Here is an 18986-nt window from a genome sequence, read left to right on the forward strand (position 1 = left end):
CTTAGACGATTAAAATGCTTCGGCGTCGAGTTCCATCATAGTTGCCGATCCGGCACTCATTTTCACCAGAAGTGACGATACGTCCGGAATCATCCGCTCAAAGAAAAAGCGGGCGGTGACAAGTTTCGTTTCAAAGAACTGCGTATCTTCTGCGCCGTCAGCCAGCTTTTGTTTTGCAATCTTGGCCATTTGAGCCCACATAAACCCAAGAGCCACCAGACCAAACATCCGAAGATACTCCGTCGATGCTGCACCGGCTTCATCAGGGTTTTTCATCCCCTTCTCGCCCAGCATTGCTGTTCCCTGCTGAAGCTTGGCAAAAGCTTTAGCGAGCGGCATGACAAAATCCTTCATCTCAGGATCCATCATGTTTTCTTGAATAAAAGCGTCAACAGGATGAAAGAACTGACGCAGATTTCTGCCCAGATTCTGTGGTAGTTTCCGACCGACTAGATCCAGTGCCTGAACACCATTGGCGCCTTCATATATCTGTGTGATCCGAGCATCACGAACGAACTGTTCCATGCCCCATTCATGAATATATCCATGACCGCCGAAACACTGCATTGCGGTTGCAGCTAAATCAAAACCCATATCTGTGAAATAGGCTTTAATTACAGGTGTCAGAAGGCCGAGAGCTTCGTCTGATGCTTTACGATTATCAGCGTCCGGGTGTTTTTCAACCATATCGACCTGCAAACCAGCCCAAAGACCCAGCGCCCGAGCCCCTTCTGTAAAAGCACGGATCATAAGGAGATTACGACGAATATCTGGATGGACAATAATAGGGTCAGCGGCTTTTTCCGGTGCTTTCACACCAGAAATTGAGCGTCCCTGAATACGGTCTTTCGCATACACAACGGCATTTTGGTAGGCAACTTCCGCTTGGCTCAATCCCTGAATTCCAACACCTAGGCGTGCGGCATTCATCATGGTAAACATTGCCCGCATCCCTTTGTGGGCATCCCCTAAAAGATAACCTGTTGCGTCGTCATAATTCATGACACAAGTCGAATTTCCATGGATACCCATTTTATGCTCGATGGAACCACAGGCAACACCATTGCGCTCGCCTGGATTGCCATCGGCATCTAGAAGAAATTTCGGCACGATAAATAGAGACACGCCTTTAATGCCTTCTGGACCGCCAGGAATTTTAGCCAGAACTAGATGGACAATATTATCGGCCATATCGTGCTCACCGGCCGAGATAAAAATCTTCGTGCCAGAGACTTTGTAGCTGCCATCCTCTTGCGGAACCGCTTTTGTCCGCATAAGGCCCAAATCCGTACCGCAGTGAGGTTCCGTCAGGTTCATCGTTCCGGTCCAGTCGCCGGTCACCATTTTTGGCAACCATGTCTGCTTCTGTTCGTCTGTTCCGTGGCGATGAATGGAGGCATAGGCACCGTGCGTTAGGCCCGGATACATGCCGAACGCCATATTCGCCGAGCTCATCATTTCTGCAAACGCAATTCCGATAACATGAGGTAGGCCTTGCCCGCCATATTCTGGATCCGCGTCCAGTCCCATCCAGCCTGCTTGACGATACTCGTCGTAAGCTTCCTTGAAACCAGTCGGTGTTTTCACGTCTCCATCGTTCCACGTGCACCCTTCGGAGTCACCAACCAAATTGAGCGGTTGGATTACCTCGCTCATTAATTTGGCGCCTTCGGTCAAAATGGCATCCACCATATCTGGCGTTGCATCTTCGAAACCAGGCATATTGGTCATTTTGTCAACGCCGAGAAGGTCATTGAGTACAAATTTGATGTCCTTTACGGGGGCATTATAAATTGGCATTTCAGAAGTCCCTTCTAGTTACGGAGTGGCTTGCCGGTCATGAGCATATGCTCAATACGATCAAGAGTTTTATGATTGCGGATTAGAGTCATGAAGCCATCACGTTCCAATTGCAGCATTTTCTTTTCAGTAATCGTTTCCGTGATATCTGTGTCTCCGCCTGTGACCACATGAGCCACCTGAGCGCCAACAACCGCATCATAAGCTGTCGCTCGTCCCGACGTGACAAATCCGCTGACCGCCATATCAAAAGCAGCAGCAGCCGTTGGTCCAGGCAAATTCACCTCAATTGGCTCAGGCACTTCATAACTGTCAACCATGGCCAACGCTTTTGCTTTCGCATCCGCAAGGACCCGCTTGCGGTTCATGGTAACCGCGTCTCCATCACGTAAAATAAGCATATCCCGTGCTTCCGCCGCGCTTGTCGCGACTTTCGCTGTCGAAATAGCTTCGAAAACACCAGACAATGCTGGCATTGCACCCCCCGGTCGCCTTTTGTTTGTCATGGCCCGCATTACAAGTTCTTTACAGCCGCCAAAACCCGGAAGAACACCAACACCGACTTCTACTAAGCCCATATAACTTTCCGCATGAGCTTGTACGGCATTAGCCGCAAGAACAATCTCGCAGCCCCCGCCAAGAGCCATGCCCGCAGGTGCGGCGACAACTGGGAAAGGTGCATATTTTAATTTCATCAGGGCGTTCTGCCCTTCACTGATGGAATTCTCGATGACAGGCCACATAGCGGCATTAGCGGCAAATAAGGCAAGGCCCACATTTGCACCTACGGAAAAATTATCCGCATCGTTGCCAATGATTAGAGCCTTAAAGCCTTTTTTGTCAATTTTGCTAGCTTCGGTCAGCATGGCAACGACATCCTGATCGATAGAATTCATTTTCGTGTGAAGTTCAAGGCAGGCAACTCCGTCGCCAAGATCCCAAAGGCTGGCGCCCTTGTTCGCTTTGATAGGTTCATTGCCACGCTTGATATCGGCCAGCGTCCAGGCGCCATCCTCTGCGGGGACAACGGCATACTCACCTTCCGCTGTCATATAGAAAGCGTCTGTACCTTCTTCTTTGAACAGCGGACGATCGCCTATTTTTTTCAAAAATTCCGGAACAGGAAGCCCTTCGGCTATAAGGCGATCAACGAAATACTGGTTTCCCAACTGATCAAGTTGTTCAAACGGGCCGTACTTCCACGCGTACCCTGTTTTCATTGCCAAATCGATTGCGATGATGTCGTCGGCAATTTCGCCAACTAACGACGCGGCATACGAAATAACCTTGGACAGGATTGTCCACGCGTATTCTGCGCCTTTGTCGTCAAATTCCACTAGAGCCCGCAGACCTTTTCTGGCCGCTTTAACCGATCCCAGTTGGGGCTTAACAGCTTTGGCGTACTCACCCGTTTGGAGGTTACGAGCTTCCTTAGTTTTTTTGCCGCCCTCTTTGTTGATACGGTAAAAACCACCTTTGCCTTTGCGGCCTGTATATCCATCGGCAATCATCATCTCAATCATAGCGTTCATCGGATGATTTTCATCATATTCTTTTGGGAACGGATCACTCTTCGGCAATTCCGCGAGCATCGATGCCGTTACTTTTGGGCCCAAATCGATCCCGGTTAAATCGCCAAGACCGAATATTCCGGTAGACGGAATGCCCATCGGCTTGCCGCAAACAGTGTCCGCCTCTTCAACAGTCAATCCCAGGTCGTAGGCCGCCCGAATTGCAACGGATGACCAATAGATACCGACACGATTGCCAATAAATCCGGGCGTATCGTAACAATCTACGACCTCTTTGCCCAACGCCACGTCTGCGAATTTCCGGAGATCTTCAATCACTTCTTTACGCGTAAGCGCGCCGCCGACTAATTCAAACAACCGCATATACCGCGGCGGATTAAAAAAATGAGTGATGGCAAAATCTTTTTGAATACTCTCCGGCAAGCCGTCCATCAGCGTTTTCAATGGAATTGTTGACGTGTTAGAGGAGACGATTGAACCCTCTTTTCGGACAGCTTCCAGTCGTTTGTATAGATCCTGTTTCAAGCCTGGATGCTCGATAATGGCTTCGACGATCCAATCGCAATCGGCGACCATATCGAGATTATCTTCCAGATTTCCCGTAGCAACAAGTCGCGCGTTTTTTTTATGCATGAAGGGCGCTGGCTTGGTTTTCAGCATGGTAGCCACCGCGCCTTCAGCCAGCATATTCCTGTTCTTAGCACCATCTGGCACGATATCCAGAAGCACAACTGGGTATCCTGCATTGGTGACATGAGCGGCAATTGCGGCACCCATCACACCAGCGCCAATGACGGCTACTCTTTCAATAGCCATGATTAGCAAGCCTCCAGAACTGTCGCAATGCCTTGACCGCCGCCAATACACTGGGTAGCAAGGCCTAATGATTTTCCTTCGCGCTGTAGCAGGCTTGCAACTTTGCCTGTGATCCGAGCTCCTGTCGCCCCCATAGGGTGGCCTAAAGCTATGGCTCCACCGTCGAGGTTTGTATTGTCATAACTCATGCCGGCGGCTTTCAAAACTGCCAACGATTGAGCTGCAAAGGCTTCGTTGAGTTCAATGATATCGATATCTTTTAAGGTAAGCCCGGCGCGCGCCAAGGCTTTTTCAGTTGCTGGAACAGGGCCGATACCCATGACTTCCGGCGCGCAGCCCGCGACGGCAATGGACTTAATCCGTGCCATTTTTGTCAGGCCATTGGCATCTGCATATTCCTCTGAACATACAAGAGTTGCCGATGCACCGTCCGTCAGAGGCGACGACGTCGCCGCTGTTACTGACCCTTCTGCATCGAAGGCAGGTTTCAAACCTGCCAGTGTTTCCAACGTTGTTTCAGGCCGAATACAACCATCTTGCTCAACCCGAATATTTCCTTCGACAATCGGAATTATTTCGTCTGAGAATTTTCCAGCTTCACGCGCTGCCGCAGCTCGTGCGTGACTTTCAACAGCCATTTCTTCTTGTTCTTGCCGGGAAATATTATACTGGTTCGCGAGATTTTCTGCCGTAATGCCCATCGAGACATATGCTTCTGGATATTCTTTATATAATCGTGGATGTGGAGACGGGTTGAAACCACCCATTGGCACACGTGTCATGCTTTCGATGCCACCACAAATGAAAACGTCACCCGCACCCATTTGAATAGCGCCCGCAGCCATATGGATAGATTGCATGGAGGAACCGCAAAACCGATTTACGGTCGTAGCAGCTGCTGTCTTTGGTATTCCCGCCAGAAAACTGATCATCCGCGCAACATTTAGACCTTGCTCAGCCTCTGGAAAAGCGCTTCCGAAAATCACGTCCTCAATGTCTTCTATGTTCAAACCTGTTTTTTCGATAAGGCCCCGAACAACCTGTGCAGACATTTCATCAGGTCGAATTTTGACCATTTCACCTTTATTGGCAAGCGTGAAGGGGGAACGAGCGTACCCAGCTATTACTACGTTCTTCATTATCAAAGTTTCCTTTCAGACTATCGTTTATTGCGATCGGTTTATAGGGACCGGTTCACTGTTGTTCCAGCAATCCTCGGCTTGACCAAGGATGATTGTTCTAAATCTGCCTAATCTTAACGCTTATTCATCAAGCGATTTTTTTACTACTTTTTTTTCCAGCATTGTTACCAGACGACAAATGAGCCTCAAGATCTCGGATCCCTTCTTCAAGTTCCGAAATAGCTTCATTTATATCTGAACGCTGGCTGACCAACTTCGATAGTTGGTCTTTGCATTTTTTAAGAGTGTAATTCAGCTGATCTGTCGCTTCTCCTTCTGGAGAATACATATCCAACATCTTTTTGATTTCTTGCAGACTAAAACCCAGGCGTCGACCACGGAGAATAATTTTGAGCCGTCCGCGGTCGCTGCGAGAGTAAATTCGAGTTAATCCATCCCGCTCTGGACTAACAAGCCCTTTATCTTCATAAAACCGGATAGTTCGAGAGGTCACGCCAAACTCTTCGGCGAGATCTGCTATCGAAAAATGGGCCTTGTCGTCAAGGCTGATTCTTGTGTTCGCGTTCATATCATACTCATTATTGTTGCTGACAATGAATATAGTTTACGTTTACGTAAACGTCAATCTTATCGAGAAGAATTTTTTATGTGACCGACCTACGTCTCTTATTGCGTTAGCGACTGGTTTCAAGAAATAATACTGCATGCAATATAGAATACGGGCATAGTCCGAGTTTTGGCCCTGTTAATTAAGGTAACACTCTTCTTCCCTTTGTCGCCGACTACATCTTTTGGGACGGCCTTGGCGATCATTGGACTCGTTACATCCTTGATCACCTTCAATCCAATTTTAATAGTAGTCGACGTCATCGGCGGATATCGACCTGCTTAGTCCTCACATTCTCTTTGCGGAAAAGAACCGGCCCGCCACATTCACTTATCATGTTTGGTCACTATATAGTGACTTTCGAATGTTTTAAATGTGGCTAATCGGCCGTCTGCCTAACGAATTGAAAGACGCCGATGTTCGTAAAATCAAGCTGAGTACAAATCGGTCGGCCACTGATAATCTTCGCTCAATTTTTCCCGAAATGTAACTTCTGTAATATATTTTGTAACCAGGGTTTCACTGAATATATCATGGCTACGGCGCCATCCTTTTTGGGCTATTTCGCGTGCCTCATCATCATGTAAATTATAATAGGCTATTAATTTGATCAACTCGTCAAAATCATCGTAAAAAGCCAATTCATCGTCTTTAAAAATTTGATCATAGCCTGTTCGACGATGGACAAGTGTCATTAACCCATTTCCAGTATATTGTGACATTCTGTCAGAACTATAAAGCGGGAAAACTTCCCCTCGACTAAGATTTAGGCCCATTCGCGAGTCTCCAATAGCACGGTGATAGGAAATTCCGGATAACGGAGGTTTTCCACGCATGCCGAGGATCTCCATGGATTCATTCGGAAAAGCATCCAATATTTTTGTGCCTATTTGAAACCGTTCGCTATCTGGCTTCGCATTTCCCATACCATAGAACAGTCGATGTTTCGGCGACGGGTTTTCAAATGCACGAACACTATCAATACTTTCATCCAATACATTTGGAAAAAAGCTCACTACATTTTCGTTTAATGCAAATTTTTGTAATTCTGGTCCAGCTGTCGTAATGAAAGTTGCATCCGCCAATTCAGCATGTTTCAACGTTCTTTGGACCGTCTGCTCCTGCCAGAGAGGATCAAAATCATATACAGCAATCTTTATATGTGGAACTGCCTTACGGATCTGCTTCAAAGTTCTCGCATAAATCGGATCGGCGTGGCCTATAAACAACAGATCAGGCCAAATATTTTTTGCCGTTTCAACCAGCCGAAGATTGGCCGGTATTACGCCAAATTTTCTGGATCGAAATACAGTTGATGCACGGGCAATATCGCGATCACTGAACTGGTAAACCTGATGGCCATTTCTGACAAATCCGTTGGCAAGCTTTCTGTTGGAATCGTAATACGCAGTTCCATCGTGCTTTTCATTAAAATTGCCGACATACAGAATGCGCATCTCACAACAGGTCCTTTTTCAAACTCAAAAACAGATTAGGGTATGGGCACTAACGCACCCACTATATTTCCACCAATCTAACTAGATTATCGCCTTTGGTAAAACGATCAATTACCAATATAGTAGGCGCCTATTCAAAAAAAAATTAGCAAGTGATTACAATTACGTTGTTTTTATAGTATAGCGGGGAGAATCGTTAGAACGATCCCCGTCTACTCCTTTTAAAGGCTCCTATTGCCGCATGTCCGTTTATCTGCCCATTGCTGAAATATCCGTCAATTTATTTTTGATATTGGGTATGGGTGGAGCAGTCGGATTGCTATCTGGAATGTTTGGTGTTGGCGGCGGTTTTCTTATGACACCGCTGCTGATTTTCATCGGTATCCCGCCCGCCGTCGCTGTCGCAACCGAAGCAAATCAAATTACAGCAGCCAGCGTTTCTGGCGTTCTTGCCCATTGGCGACGCGGCAACGTTGATTTCAAGATGGGTGGCGTGCTGTTGGTCGGCGGCATCTTTGGATCCGGCCTTGGTACATGGATATTTACCGTCCTCAAGAATATGGGTCAGGTCGATCTTTTGATCTCACTTTCCTACGTCATTTTTCTAGGCGTAATTGGCAGCTTAATGTTTGTCGAAAGTATAAACGCGTTAATAAAAAGCAAAAAGGGAACGACACGCCGAAAGAAATTGCATCAACATTATTGGATTCACGGCTTGCCCTTCAAGATGCGATTTCGTAAATCAAAACTATACATTAGCGCACTCATGCCTTTGGGCATCGGCACGCTCGTCGGCATTTTATCGGCGATAATGGGGGTTGGTGGCGGCTTTGTCATGGTTCCCGCCATGATTTATCTACTAGGAATGCCCACGACCGTTGTTATTGGCACTTCTCTCTTTCAGATCATTTTCGTCACAGCTAACGTGACATTGTTACATTCAATTAATACTCAAACCGTCGACGTCATGTTGGCGATGTTGCTGATGAGCAGCGCAGTTATTGGCGCCCAAATTGGCACACGGGTTGGAACGAAGATGAAAGGAGAGCAACTCCGTAGCCTCCTTGCCCTTATGGTTCTAATTGTTTGTGCGAAACTGGCATTTGACTTAATCGTGACGCCCGATGATCTCTATTCTCTAGGCATAGCGGGGGGGCATTGAGATATATGAAAAATTTCTTTTTGTTCCTGATAGTAGTTGCCGCATCCAGCATGACGACCTCGCAAAAGGCGCCCGCCAGCACTCCTTTAGTAACAGATATTTCATCGCATTTGATTTCCGTTACATCAGATTTCACTGGAACCGAGTTGCTGTTGTTCGGCGCAACGGAAACAGGCGCTGATCTTAACTATGCAGAACATGGCGACGTCATCATTGTCGTGCGAGGGCCGGAAGAAAAAGTAGTGGTCCGCCGGAAAGACAGGGTTGCCGGTATCTGGGTAAATACGGAATCAATCGAATTCACTAGGGTTCCCAGCTTTTACGCAATGGTAAGCACGAAGCCGGTTGCAGATATTACTTCTGCGAATGTATTAAACCGGTTGAAAATCGGCCCGACCCGGCTAAGCTTTCAATCTTCGGAGAATGCCGAAGAGAGCCAGCCATTTCAGGAAGCCATAGTTCGCAAGAAAACAGAAGAAAATCTTTATTCCGACCAGGAAACGGATATTCATTTTCTTGGAAACACTCTGTTTAGAACAAATATCGAATTCCCTGCAAATGTACCGGTTGGCAATTATGTCGCAGAATTTTACCTGTTTCGCGGCGGTGATTTGATCAGTGCTCAAACGTCACCCTTGTTCATAAAAAAATCCGGCGTTGGCCGCACAATTTTTGATTTTGCTCAAGATTACCCAGCTTTGTACGGCATTGCGGCAATTTTAGTTGCACTATTCGCTGGCTGGTTAGCCTCAGCAGTCTTCCGCAAGGATTAAAGCAATGAATATTTCAATCTTGAAAAATATCTGCTAGTTTTAGAAACACTCTCTTGTCGAGTTTACGATTTCAGTATTTCGCGACTACGACCTCATCTGCTCAAACAAAAAGAATAAAATTGGAGCGAGGCTCTTGAAAACTACGAAACCGTCAGAATTTACGGCGATTGCGATTGGCATTCTAGCCGTTTGTTTTCTGATTGGCATGATCGGCCGTTTTTCCTATGAAAATTTTCCGAATCTAGTCTCCCCATTGGGTGTTGAGTTCGGTTGGTCTCGCGGAACCATTGCTTCGATATACTCTCTTGGCGCACTCTTTACGGGTCTGACGGGGCCGATCGCCGGTATTTTATTTGATCGTCTGGGCCCGCGGAATGTCTACAGTATCGGTATCCTGTCTGGTGGCGCTGGCCTCATGCTAGCGGCAATGGCGGACAATATCTGGTTCTTTTATCTGAGTATAAGCATCCTTGTCGGATTCTCAGCTGCTTGTTGTGGCAACGTCACCAATTCAGCCCTTGCCAGTCGGTGGTTTCGCGAAAAATTGCCTTTGGCGTTAGCCATAATCTATTCTGCTCTCGGCGCGGGCACCCTTCTTGGTCTTAGCTTATCTCAGATTTTTATTTCGAACTTCGGCTGGAGACAGGCCGAATTTTTACTTGGCATATGTGTGTTAGTTGCGCTTCCGGTAATCTTGTTTTTACCTTGGCGAAAACTTGCAGCCGGGCGGAAAAGCGCTGCAACGGCGTCTCCCAAAGCAGATGCAGTGTTGCCGGTCATTTGGACCATGTCAAAAGCGGTTAGAACAATACCATTTTGGGGCCTCTCCGCTGTTTTTTGCTTCACCGGCAGTGCTATGTTTTCCGTCATAATTCAGGCCGTCACTTACTTGATTGAAGTTGGATTGCCGCCAATTGAGGCATCCGTTAGTTTTGGTATAACTGGATTATTTATCCCGGTTGGGATGATTGGGTCGGGGTACCTTATTCGCCGTATCGGCCTCCTCACAACGGCGATGGGAAGCTATATCGTAACCCTTGCTGCCATTCTATTTCTATGGTCCTTTGAAACACCTGATCAAGTTTGGGCGCTATACGGTTTTATACTCTGCTTTGGCCTCTCAATGGGATCCCGCGGGCCCATGATAGGAACCATCGCTTCCCACCTTTACAGGGGGAAGAACTTTGGTACGATTTATGGTAGCATTTCAGTGGGCAGTGGCATCGGTATGGCCAGCGGATCGTATTTTTCCGGCCTTTTGTATGATCTGACTGGAACCTACGATGCGGTTTTCCTATATTCCGGTATATCCCTACTGATCGGCGCCGCGCCATTTATCCTTGTCAGAGAGATGAGAAAGCAACCATAATAGAAACGGGCAAATTGACAGGAAATAAGAAGCATATGTCCTTATCAGATACGATAGTGGCGATTGACGAACTGGTTATCGCCATTAAAGATGGCGCAAAAATGGCGATACCCGCTGATTACGCTGGAGTTTCCATGGCGGCGACGCGGGCCCTAATTCGCAAGGGTGTCAAGGATTTACATATTGTCGGGGCACCGACGACGGGGTTACAGGCTGAATTATTGATTGGCGCGGGCTGTGTCAGAACGCTTGAAAGCTCTGCGCTTACTTTGGGTGAATATGGCCCTGCGCCACGCTTTACCAAATCTGTCCGGGAAGGCGAATTAATACTTGTCGATGCAACGTGCCCAGCCATTCATGCCGGGTTGCAAGCATCACAAAAAGGAATCCCTTTTATGCCGTTACGCGGCATCATCGGAAGCCACATTCTCGATCACCACCCGGATTGGATAACACTACAAAACCCTTTCAATGAATCAGAAGATCCAATAGTGGCGATTCCGGCAATTAATCCGGACTTTGCCCTGTTTCATGCGCCTTATGCCGACAAAGAAGGAAATGTTTGGGTAGGTCGCAAACGCGAACTTATCAATATGTCACATGCCTCCAAATCAACATTGGTAACCGTCGATGAAGTCATCGATGGAAGCTTGTTTGATGACGAGAAGATGGCTGCAGGTGTCCTGCCCGCTCTTTATGTTGATAAAATTTCTGAAGCCGTCGGAGGGAGCTGGCCGCTACCCTTTTGGTTTACCGGTGGCGGGGATGATGAACACTTAAAGACATATATGCAAATGGCAGGGTCTGATGAAGGCTTTGCAGAATACCTTCAACGTTATGTTTATAATGAAAGCATCCCGGCATGAGCTTGAGTGATGAAAAAAAAGCCTTGATTTGCTTGATTGCAGGCCTGTTGCGTAACTGCAATCATGTGGCCGTTGGTGCAGCTTCACCGATACCGGGTGCCGGCGCACTTCTTGCAAAAGCCGCTTGGGGAGCTCCTCGGCATGTAAATATTCTGGGGTCCGTTTCCAATAACTTTTTCACGGGCGGTGGAGGCGAACTTTTCGATTGCGCGGCGCAAGGCCGTATTGATGCGTTTTTCCTGGGCGGTGGGCAAATCGATGGACAAGCAAATATAAACTTAATGGGACGGGGTGACTATCCGCTTTCACAACCAAGATGGCCCGGCACTTTTGGGTCCGCTTACCTTTATTTTCTAGTACCGAAGGTTATCTTGTTTCGCGAAGAGCACTCACGTCGAACGCTAGTCAAAAATGTCGATTTTGTCAGCGCACCCGGAACTTCGGAAGATCATGTTTATAGAAAAGGTGGCCCTTTCGGTTTATTGACGAGCAAGGGTTTTTTCCATTTCAGTAGAGACAAAAAACGCTTTTCCCTTGTTTCTGTTCACCCAAGTAGTTCCCTGGAAGATATTCTTGATAATACTGGCTTCGATTTTGATTATTCCGTCGATGTTCCGGCTACAGACCCGCCAGATCCCGCTCTTCTCCATATCTTAGATCATAAGGTACGAAGCAAGATTGCGGAGGTTTATCCGAATTTCACAGAGACCATATTTGCAAAAACTGGCTGAAACGCATAAGTAGATATGGACTTCACCAATATACCATCGAATAAAAGAAAAAAGGATTGTCATGTCAAGTAAAGGTGCCCTAACCGGATTGAAAGTGGTCGACCTCTCCCGCGTGTTGGGCGGCCCCTTCTGTACGCAAATTCTTGGCGATCATGGTGCAGAAGTCATAAAAATTGAACCTCCGCAAGGCGACGAAACCCGCGGATGGGGTCCTCCCTTCGACAAAAATGGGCTTTCTGCTTACTTCTCCGGAACCAATCGCAATAAGCGGTCGATATCTCTGGATATTAGGCAAAATAAGGGCAAAGAAATACTACTTAAACTCCTATCCGAAGCTGATGTTATGCTCGAGAATTTCAAAACAGGCAGCCTCGAAAAATGGGGATTGGGATACGAAGACTTTTTATCCAAGGAATTTCCACGCCTCATTCATTGTCGCGTAACTGGGTTTGGCGCCGATGGGCCTTTTGGCGGATTTCCAGGATATGATGCCGTTATCCAAGCCTGGGCTGGTCTTATCAGCATCAACGGCTCTCCCGAATCTGGACAAGTTCGGCTCGGCATTCCATTAGTTGATCTAGGTACGGGGATGAACGCCGTAATCGGTATCTTGATGGCCGTCAACGAACGACATACCTCAGGTAAGGGTCAATCTGTTGAAGCGTCCCTTTATGATACAGGCATTCAACTTCAACATCCTCATGCGCCTAATTATTTAATGTCCGATAACCCCCCAAAACTTACCGGGAACTCTCATCCTAATATTGCACCTTATGATTTGTATGAAACGAGCACAGTTCCCGTATTTTTAGGCGTCGGCAACCATGGACAATTCATTAAATTATGCACCTCACTGGGCACACCGGAATTGGCAAATGACCCACGGTTTGCGGATAACGTTCTTCGAGTTAAAAACCGCGCTGAACTAAACGATGCGCTCAATCAAATGTTCAAAGACAAAGACGGTGTCGCCGTCGCAACACAATTACTTGCTGCCGGGGTTCCCGCGGGCGCTGCGATGACCGTCCCGGAAGCCTTAAACCATCCTCATACTCGGCACCGAAATATGGTTGTTGAAAAAGACGGTTATTCTGGCACAGGTGTTGCGGTGAAGATGAGCAGAACTCCTGGATCCGTCAAATCTGTTCCGCCCGGTTTCGGCGCGCATGGGCGAGATATTTTGAAAGAGCTCGGCTTTGCAGAAACCGAAATAGAAGATTTAATCGATACTGGAATCGTCTGGGAACACCCAAAATAGCGCGAACAGAAAATCAGCTCTTGTAGTTATCAATGTCTCGCCTAATAGTATTATAAACAACATGTGGTCAACGAGATCATCAAGCATAAAAGTGGATCAAAAGAATGGTGAAATTCGGTGTAAATCAGTCTGTCGCGCGAGTAGAAGATATCCGTCTTGTTACAGGTGCCGGTGAATATACGGACGACATCAACATTGACGGCCAGTTGCATAGTTTTATGCTTCGGTCGCCAGTAGCACATGCCAACATTAAATCCATCGATATTACAGATGCGAAAGCATCGCCCGGGGTCGTCGACATTATTCTGGGTGCAGAGCTTGCAGCAGATAATGCAAACGAGCTCCCCTGTATGATCCCGTTGAAAAATCAGGATGGTAGTGACCGTGCTGATCCAGGGCATCCGACATTGGCAATAGATAGGGTCCGCTATGTTGGAGACAATATTGCTTTTGTTATCGCCACGACCCTTGATCAAGCGAAGGATGCCGCTGAACTTATCGTTATCGATTTTGAAGAATTGGGTGTCGTAATCGACACAAAGACTGCCAATCAAAACGGAAATCCTCTGGTCCATGATAAAGTAGAAAATAATGTGGCCTTTGACTGGGCACAAGGAGAAGAAGGTAATACTGACAACGCCCTCAACACAGCGGCACATGTCTGCTCGTTGGAACTGATCAATAGCCGTGTTGTTGTTAATTCCATGGAACCACGCGGCGTCATCGCCGATTGGGACGCTGCCACAGAACGGATGACCTTATATTCGGGTACGCAAGGTGGCTGGGTCTTAAAATCTCTGCTGGCCAATGCAGTTTTACATATTCCTGAGGAGCAAATGCGGGTTGTCACACCGGATGTGGGTGGCGCTTTTGGCATGAAACTATTCTTTTATTCGGAATGTGCAACCGCCGTATGGGCATCTCGCAAACTTGGAAAACCAATAAAATGGACCGGAGAACGTTCCGATGCGTTTCTTTCGGATACACAAGGGCGCGATCACTACACTTATGCGAAATTGGCCTTTGATGAGAATTTTAAAATTACAGGAATGAAGGTCACATCGAACGCCAACCTGGGAGCATATCTATCAACATTTGGGCCGCTTATCCCAACGGTGGCAACGGTAAAAGTAATGCCGGGTGTTTATGATATTCCAAATTTCTTCTATCGTTGCATAGGGGTTTTCACGAATACTGTTCCCGTAGATGCATATCGTGGCGCTGGGCGACCCGAAGCAATCTACATAATCGAACGCTTAATGGATGCGGCCGCAAAGGACCTCGGTGTGCCGCCCGAAGAATTAAGGCGAAAGAACTTTATTCCTGCGGCAGCAATCCCCTTCACCACTTCAACAGGTTGTGTTTATGACAGTGGCGATTTTGAACGTATTATGAACCGAGCGCTTGAAAAGGCTGATTGGAATGGCTTCGATAGCCGGAAATCCCAATCTGCTGCCAAAGGTTTACGTCGCGGCATTGGCATGTGTTTTTATGTTGAAGCAACTGCAGGAAACCCAACAGAATCTGCGTTTATTCGATTTGAAGAAAATGACATCGTCTCGGTTTCCGTTGGTACCCAGTCTTCGGGGCAAGGCCACTCAACTGCTTATTCACAAATTGTTGCCGAGCGGCTTGGAGTCCCCTTCGAGAATATTCGAATTGTCCAAGGCGACACGGATAAAATAAAAACTGGCGGCGGCACCGGCGGATCCCGATCACTTACAGTTCAGGGGCCAGCAATCCACAAAGCCAGTGATGAAGTGATCGAAAAAGGCAAAGAACTTGCCGGTCATTTTCTAGAAGCAGCAACTGTAGATATTGAATTTTCCGCTGAAGAGGGGGATTTCTCAATTGCCGGTACGGACAGGAAGATAAGCATACTGGAAGTTGCGGCCCGGGCACGTGGGTTGGGACAACTGCCAGAGAACTTGGCCGAAGGATTGGATTCAGAAGCCAGTATCACGCTGGAAGCTTTCACCTATCCAAATGGGTGCCATATCGCCGAAGTTGAGATTGATGAACATACAGGCACAACAGATGTTGTGCGCTATGTTATCGTCGACGATTTTGGCACCATCGTGAATCCGGCGTTAGTGAGGCACCAAGTGATTGGTGGTGTCGGCCAAGGAATTGGGCAAGCACTAACTGAAAACACCGTTTATAGCGAAGATGGACAGCTTCTTACCGGGTCCTATATGGATTACGGTATGCCGCGGGCCGATAATATTCCGCTGGACCTTACTTACGAGACAATTGAAATTCCCTGCACCATGAATCCGATGGGTGTTAAAGGTTGTGGAGAAGCCGGTTGCATCGCCGCCCCGCCAGCGATTATCAACGCAGCACTGAATGGCCTAGAAGAACTTGGCGTTGACCATCTAGATATGCCTGCCACACCTCAGAAAGTGTGGGATGCGATCCAGCAAGCGCGCTAGCCTTCAAACGTGACTGGTAGTCAAAAGCCCGCGCTCGCTATCTCTTTTATGGTGATCGCCATGCTTTTGGTTCCAGTTATGGACGGCACAGCCAAACTGCTAACACAAAGCTTTGACGTGGTCCAAGTTGTTTGGGCCCGCTACGCCTTTCATTTTCTGACACTCATCCCGCTGTTGGCTATGAGCAATCAGATCGAATTCTCCATACCGAAGAACTTTAAACTGCAAATAGTTCGCGCCGCTTTCTTGCTGGGCGATACGTTTTTATTTTTTGCAGCTCTTGCCCTTATTCCCCTGGCGAATGGGAAGGCTGTATTCTTTGTGGCGCCGTTGATTATGACGGCCCTCTCGCCTTTTATCCTCAAAGAAAAAGTAGGCCGGCGGAGATGGACTGCTGTTTTTATCGGGTTTGCAGGTGCTCTTGTCATTTTGCGTCCAGATATCCAGGGTATCAGCTGGGGATACGCTTTAGCACTTGCTTCTGCGGTCCTTTACGCCCTTTATTTACTTTACACGCGTAAGCTCGCCAAATCGAGCCCACCCCTGGTTACATTGCTTGTAACCGCGATCTTTGGAACGGCGATAATGTCCGCTGTCGTCCCTTTTTATTGGTCCTCCCCCGACTTGACTGGTTGGCTACTTATGCTGGCCATGGGAGCCCTGGGAACTGTGAGTCACTATCTGATTATCAAAGCTTTTGAATTGGGCGAAATGCCAATGCTTGCACCTTTTACCTATGCAGAGATCGTCAGCGCAAGTGTCTTCGGTCTAATCGTTTTCGGCCAATTCCCAGATCTCTGGACGTGGATCGGGATCACGATAGTAATCGCAAGCGGTGTTTACATTTCCAGACGAGAGTTCAAAAGAAACTAAATCAAAGGATCATATGACCATTGTAAAAGACCTTGTCGTTGTCGGCGACGGCAGAAAATATTGCCAGGTTCACAGTTAGCCCTAATTTGCCCGGCATGTCGATTGAAGGCACGCCAACGCCTGATTTGAATCTTGTCTAGTTCATCAATTCGGCGTCCCAGAAAATATCGACAATACCATTGAAACCATCCTCGAGGGTCAGGTCCATATATCCATCCTTTTTCGTTCCAGACGGACAGCGACTGTCGGCTTTTTATGCCAAAATAGTTTAACGTTACATCCGGAATATTACTGATTTTAGCTTTATCAAACCAGTCGACCGGAAATTCATCCGTGCAATCATTACAGTATTTTCCTTCGAATACTCCCATTTCCAGCATTTGCTTAGGTGTAAAAACCGGCTGAAAACTTTCATCAAAATTCTTGCCAACGGGTGCCACTAATTCATAGACATAATTCTGTTGCATTTTGTCCTGAACTTTAATTATTTCACCAACAGATCTCACGCATCGCCCTTTCTTCAGATATACTAGAACTCATATAGTACCATTTCAGGAATTGAACAGCTCTTGAGAACTCAACGCAATTTTCCGAACTGTTCGACTGTATTAATGCTCAATTTAAGGAAGAAATAATATGGCTTTGATTATCGACTATAACGGCCCCATTACGATTATCACACTAAATCGCCCGGATGCTCGCAATGCTGTCGACCCGGAAACTGCGGAGGAATTGAGGACAGCATTTAAGGCTTTTGACGAAGACAACGAACAATCTGTTGCCATTTTAACGGGTGCGGAGGGGACATTCTGTGCCGGCTTTGACTTAAAAGTTGCTGCAAAAAGCGGCCCTGACATCGGTCATGATCCAAATAGCGAAGGGCCAATGGGGCCCACAAGAATGCTTTTATCAAAGCCGGTAATTGCGGCGGTCGAAGGCCATGCCGTTGCCGGCGGCTTAGAATTAGCGCTTTGGTGCGACCTTCGCGTCGCGTCAGAAACCGCTATCTTCGGCGTATTTTGCCGCCGCTGGGGCGTCCCTCTCATCGACGGAGGTACGGTTCGTCTTCCTCGTCTTATCGGGCAAAGCAGAGCCATGGATATGGTCCTGACGGGTAGACCCGTCAAAGTTCAAGAAGCTTACGAATTTGGCTTGGCTAATCGTAAAACGGCTGCGGGGCAAGCATTGGACGTAGCTCTCGAACTGGCCCGTGAAATAGCTAAATTTCCACAACTTTGTATGCGTGCCGACCGGATGTCTGCGCATCAACAATGGAATATGGGTTTGCCCGCCGCGTTAGTAAATGAGGCAATAGGCGGGTTGGAACCACTAGCCAAGGAAACACAAGCCGGCGCTGCCCGATTTGCTGCAGGCAAAGGTCGTAGCGGAGATTTCAATAGCATTTAGTCAGCTTTTGGTCAGGATTACCCTGACCAAAACTCATCTAGAAATTCTTATCCCATAACCGCGCCATCATCTCGCATGATGCCGATGATGGTTGATCTTGGAACAGATTGTCCACCTTCAGGGTAATGACCACCGCCTTTTGCACCGGGATGCTGAATTCCAATAAACATAGTCTTACGATCTGCGCTCCAGGTAACACCGGTCACTTCGCATTCGTTAGGCCCTACCATAAAGCGGCGGATCTCCCCTGTTTCGGGATCGCCCACCAGCATCTGGTTGTTTCCCATTCCGGCAAAGTCCCCTTTGTTTGAATACTTGCCATCCGTCTGGATCCACAGAAGGCCTTTCGAATCAAATTTCAAGCCGTCCGGCGCATTGAACATGTTGCCTGCATTGATATTTTTTGAGCCCGCATAAGCGTCTTTGTGAACAGTCGGATTGCCTGCTACGACAAAAAGGTCCCACTCAAATTCATGTGACAAGTGATCACCATTATCCGGGCGCCACCGGACAATTTGACCGTAATTATTTGCTGCTCGAGGGTTTGGACCGCCAACTGGCGTTTCATCGCCGCCTTTATTGGGTTTATTGCCTCTGTTTTTGTTATTCGTTAGCGCCACATAGACTTCAGCCTTTGATGGATGTGCTGCAACCCATTCAGGTCTGTCCATAGTGGTCGCGCCTACTGTTGAAGCAGCAAGACGCGTCAAAACGCTAATCTCTGCTTGCGATTTCATTCCCGTTGATTCTGGCGTCAG

The 18986-nt window shown here is 47.5% G+C and carries 17 protein-coding genes; 10 read left to right on the forward strand and 7 right to left on the reverse strand.

Features of this window, described 5'->3' with window-relative positions:
- Positions 1-9: 9 nt before the first annotated feature.
- The 4 genes from V7723_RS00985 to V7723_RS01000 all read right to left on the reverse strand — a co-directional run bounded on the left by V7723_RS00985 (position 10) and on the right by V7723_RS01000 (position 5858).
- Complete coding sequence (locus V7723_RS00985) at positions 10-1800, reverse strand: acyl-CoA dehydrogenase C-terminal domain-containing protein (RefSeq protein ID WP_335682541.1); 1791 nt, start codon at positions 1798-1800, stop codon at positions 10-12.
- 14 nt (positions 1801-1814) lie between these two features.
- Complete coding sequence (locus tag V7723_RS00990) at positions 1815-4148, reverse strand: 3-hydroxyacyl-CoA dehydrogenase/enoyl-CoA hydratase family protein (RefSeq protein WP_335682542.1); 2334 nt, start codon at positions 4146-4148, stop codon at positions 1815-1817.
- A 2-nt stretch (positions 4149-4150) separates the two neighbouring features.
- Complete coding sequence (locus tag V7723_RS00995) at positions 4151-5287, reverse strand: thiolase family protein (protein WP_335682543.1); 1137 nt, start codon at positions 5285-5287, stop codon at positions 4151-4153.
- A 130-nt stretch (positions 5288-5417) separates the two neighbouring features.
- Positions 5418-5858 (reverse strand): MerR family transcriptional regulator, encoded by a 441-nt coding sequence (locus V7723_RS01000; protein ID WP_335682544.1) that lies wholly within the window; start codon positions 5856-5858, stop codon positions 5418-5420.
- Between the two features lie 331 nt (positions 5859-6189).
- Here V7723_RS01000 and V7723_RS19730 point away from each other — a divergent pair, with 331 nt between their 5' ends.
- Positions 6190-6270, forward strand: a complete 81-nt coding sequence (locus tag V7723_RS19730) for an Mpo1-like protein (RefSeq protein ID WP_443024156.1) — start codon at positions 6190-6192, stop codon at positions 6268-6270.
- 55 nt (positions 6271-6325) lie between these two features.
- Here V7723_RS19730 and V7723_RS01005 read toward each other — a convergent pair whose 3' ends face one another.
- Entirely contained in the window at positions 6326-7354 is a 1029-nt protein-coding gene (locus V7723_RS01005) for a glycosyltransferase (protein ID WP_335682545.1), read from the reverse strand.
- A gap of 241 nt (positions 7355-7595) precedes the next feature.
- On the opposite strand from V7723_RS01005, the gene V7723_RS01010 reads away from it, so the two are divergent.
- The 8 genes from V7723_RS01010 to V7723_RS01045 all read left to right on the forward strand — a co-directional run bounded on the left by V7723_RS01010 (position 7596) and on the right by V7723_RS01045 (position 16821).
- Positions 7596-8516, forward strand: a complete 921-nt coding sequence (locus V7723_RS01010) for a sulfite exporter TauE/SafE family protein (protein WP_335682546.1) — start codon at positions 7596-7598, stop codon at positions 8514-8516.
- 5 nt (positions 8517-8521) lie between these two features.
- The gene (locus tag V7723_RS01015; protein WP_335682547.1) at positions 8522-9289 is read left to right on the forward strand and encodes a TIGR02186 family protein; all 768 of its coding nucleotides are present in this window, start codon (positions 8522-8524) and stop codon (positions 9287-9289) included.
- Between the two features lie 133 nt (positions 9290-9422).
- On the forward strand, positions 9423-10658 hold the full coding sequence (locus V7723_RS01020; protein ID WP_335682548.1) for an MFS transporter: 1236 nt from the start codon (positions 9423-9425) through the stop codon (positions 10656-10658).
- A 35-nt stretch (positions 10659-10693) separates the two neighbouring features.
- Positions 10694-11524, forward strand: coding sequence for a CoA transferase subunit A (locus V7723_RS01025; RefSeq protein WP_335682549.1), 831 nt, complete (start codon positions 10694-10696; stop codon positions 11522-11524).
- Positions 11521-12255, forward strand: coding sequence for a CoA-transferase (locus V7723_RS01030; protein WP_335682550.1), 735 nt, complete (start codon positions 11521-11523; stop codon positions 12253-12255). Before V7723_RS01025 ends, V7723_RS01030 begins: the two co-directional genes overlap by 4 nt.
- Positions 12256-12316: 61 nt before the next feature.
- Positions 12317-13513: a CaiB/BaiF CoA transferase family protein gene (locus V7723_RS01035; RefSeq protein ID WP_335682551.1), complete on the forward strand. Its 1197-nt coding sequence runs from the start codon at positions 12317-12319 to the stop codon at positions 13511-13513.
- A 104-nt stretch (positions 13514-13617) separates the two neighbouring features.
- Positions 13618-15948, forward strand: a complete 2331-nt coding sequence (locus tag V7723_RS01040) for a xanthine dehydrogenase family protein molybdopterin-binding subunit (RefSeq protein WP_335682552.1) — start codon at positions 13618-13620, stop codon at positions 15946-15948.
- Between the two features lie 48 nt (positions 15949-15996).
- Positions 15997-16821, forward strand: coding sequence for a DMT family transporter (locus V7723_RS01045; protein ID WP_335682558.1), 825 nt, complete (start codon positions 15997-15999; stop codon positions 16819-16821).
- Here V7723_RS01045 and V7723_RS01050 read toward each other — a convergent pair.
- The gene (locus V7723_RS01050; protein WP_335682553.1) at positions 16818-17288 is read right to left on the reverse strand and encodes a hypothetical protein; all 471 of its coding nucleotides are present in this window, start codon (positions 17286-17288) and stop codon (positions 16818-16820) included. The two genes, V7723_RS01045 and V7723_RS01050, sit on opposite strands and share 4 nt — an antisense overlap.
- A gap of 169 nt (positions 17289-17457) precedes the next feature.
- Between V7723_RS01050 and V7723_RS01055 the strand changes: the two genes are divergently transcribed.
- Positions 17458-18228 (forward strand): crotonase/enoyl-CoA hydratase family protein, encoded by a 771-nt coding sequence (locus V7723_RS01055; RefSeq protein ID WP_335682554.1) that lies wholly within the window; start codon positions 17458-17460, stop codon positions 18226-18228.
- A 47-nt stretch (positions 18229-18275) separates the two neighbouring features.
- On the opposite strand, the gene V7723_RS01060 is transcribed toward V7723_RS01055, so the two are convergent.
- Positions 18276-18986 (reverse strand): PhoX family protein (locus V7723_RS01060; protein WP_335682555.1); only part of this gene is annotated, 711 nt, incomplete at its 5' end.

This window comes from Sneathiella sp. (assembly GCF_036960985.1).
In the GTDB taxonomy this organism is placed as follows: Bacteria; Pseudomonadota; Alphaproteobacteria; order Sneathiellales; family Sneathiellaceae; genus Sneathiella.

What these genes read in the sequence shown, in the direction of transcription:
- V7723_RS00985 (WP_335682541.1), bottom strand. Translation starts at nt 1,800, where the DNA reads ATGCCAATTTATAATGCCCCCGTAAAGGACATCAAATTTGTACTCAAT.
- V7723_RS00990 (WP_335682542.1), bottom strand. Translation starts at nt 4,148, where the DNA reads ATGGCTATTGAAAGAGTAGCCGTCATTGGCGCTGGTGTGATGGGTGCC.
- V7723_RS00995 (WP_335682543.1), bottom strand. Translation starts at nt 5,287, where the DNA reads ATGAAGAACGTAGTAATAGCTGGGTACGCTCGTTCCCCCTTCACGCTT.
- V7723_RS01000 (WP_335682544.1), bottom strand. Translation starts at nt 5,858, where the DNA reads ATGAACGCGAACACAAGAATCAGCCTTGACGACAAGGCCCATTTTTCG.
- V7723_RS01005 (WP_335682545.1), bottom strand. Translation starts at nt 7,354, where the DNA reads ATGCGCATTCTGTATGTCGGCAATTTTAATGAAAAGCACGATGGAACT.
- V7723_RS01010 (WP_335682546.1), top strand. Translation starts at nt 7,596, where the DNA reads ATGTCCGTTTATCTGCCCATTGCTGAAATATCCGTCAATTTATTTTTG.
- V7723_RS01015 (WP_335682547.1), top strand. Translation starts at nt 8,522, where the DNA reads ATGAAAAATTTCTTTTTGTTCCTGATAGTAGTTGCCGCATCCAGCATG.
- V7723_RS01025 (WP_335682549.1), top strand. Translation starts at nt 10,694, where the DNA reads ATGTCCTTATCAGATACGATAGTGGCGATTGACGAACTGGTTATCGCC.
- V7723_RS01030 (WP_335682550.1), top strand. Translation starts at nt 11,521, where the DNA reads ATGAGCTTGAGTGATGAAAAAAAAGCCTTGATTTGCTTGATTGCAGGC.
- V7723_RS01035 (WP_335682551.1), top strand. Translation starts at nt 12,317, where the DNA reads ATGTCAAGTAAAGGTGCCCTAACCGGATTGAAAGTGGTCGACCTCTCC.
- V7723_RS01040 (WP_335682552.1), top strand. Translation starts at nt 13,618, where the DNA reads ATGGTGAAATTCGGTGTAAATCAGTCTGTCGCGCGAGTAGAAGATATC.
- V7723_RS01045 (WP_335682558.1), top strand. Translation starts at nt 15,997, where the DNA reads ATGGTGATCGCCATGCTTTTGGTTCCAGTTATGGACGGCACAGCCAAA.
- V7723_RS01050 (WP_335682553.1), bottom strand. Translation starts at nt 17,288, where the DNA reads ATGCAACAGAATTATGTCTATGAATTAGTGGCACCCGTTGGCAAGAAT.
- V7723_RS01055 (WP_335682554.1), top strand. Translation starts at nt 17,458, where the DNA reads ATGGCTTTGATTATCGACTATAACGGCCCCATTACGATTATCACACTA.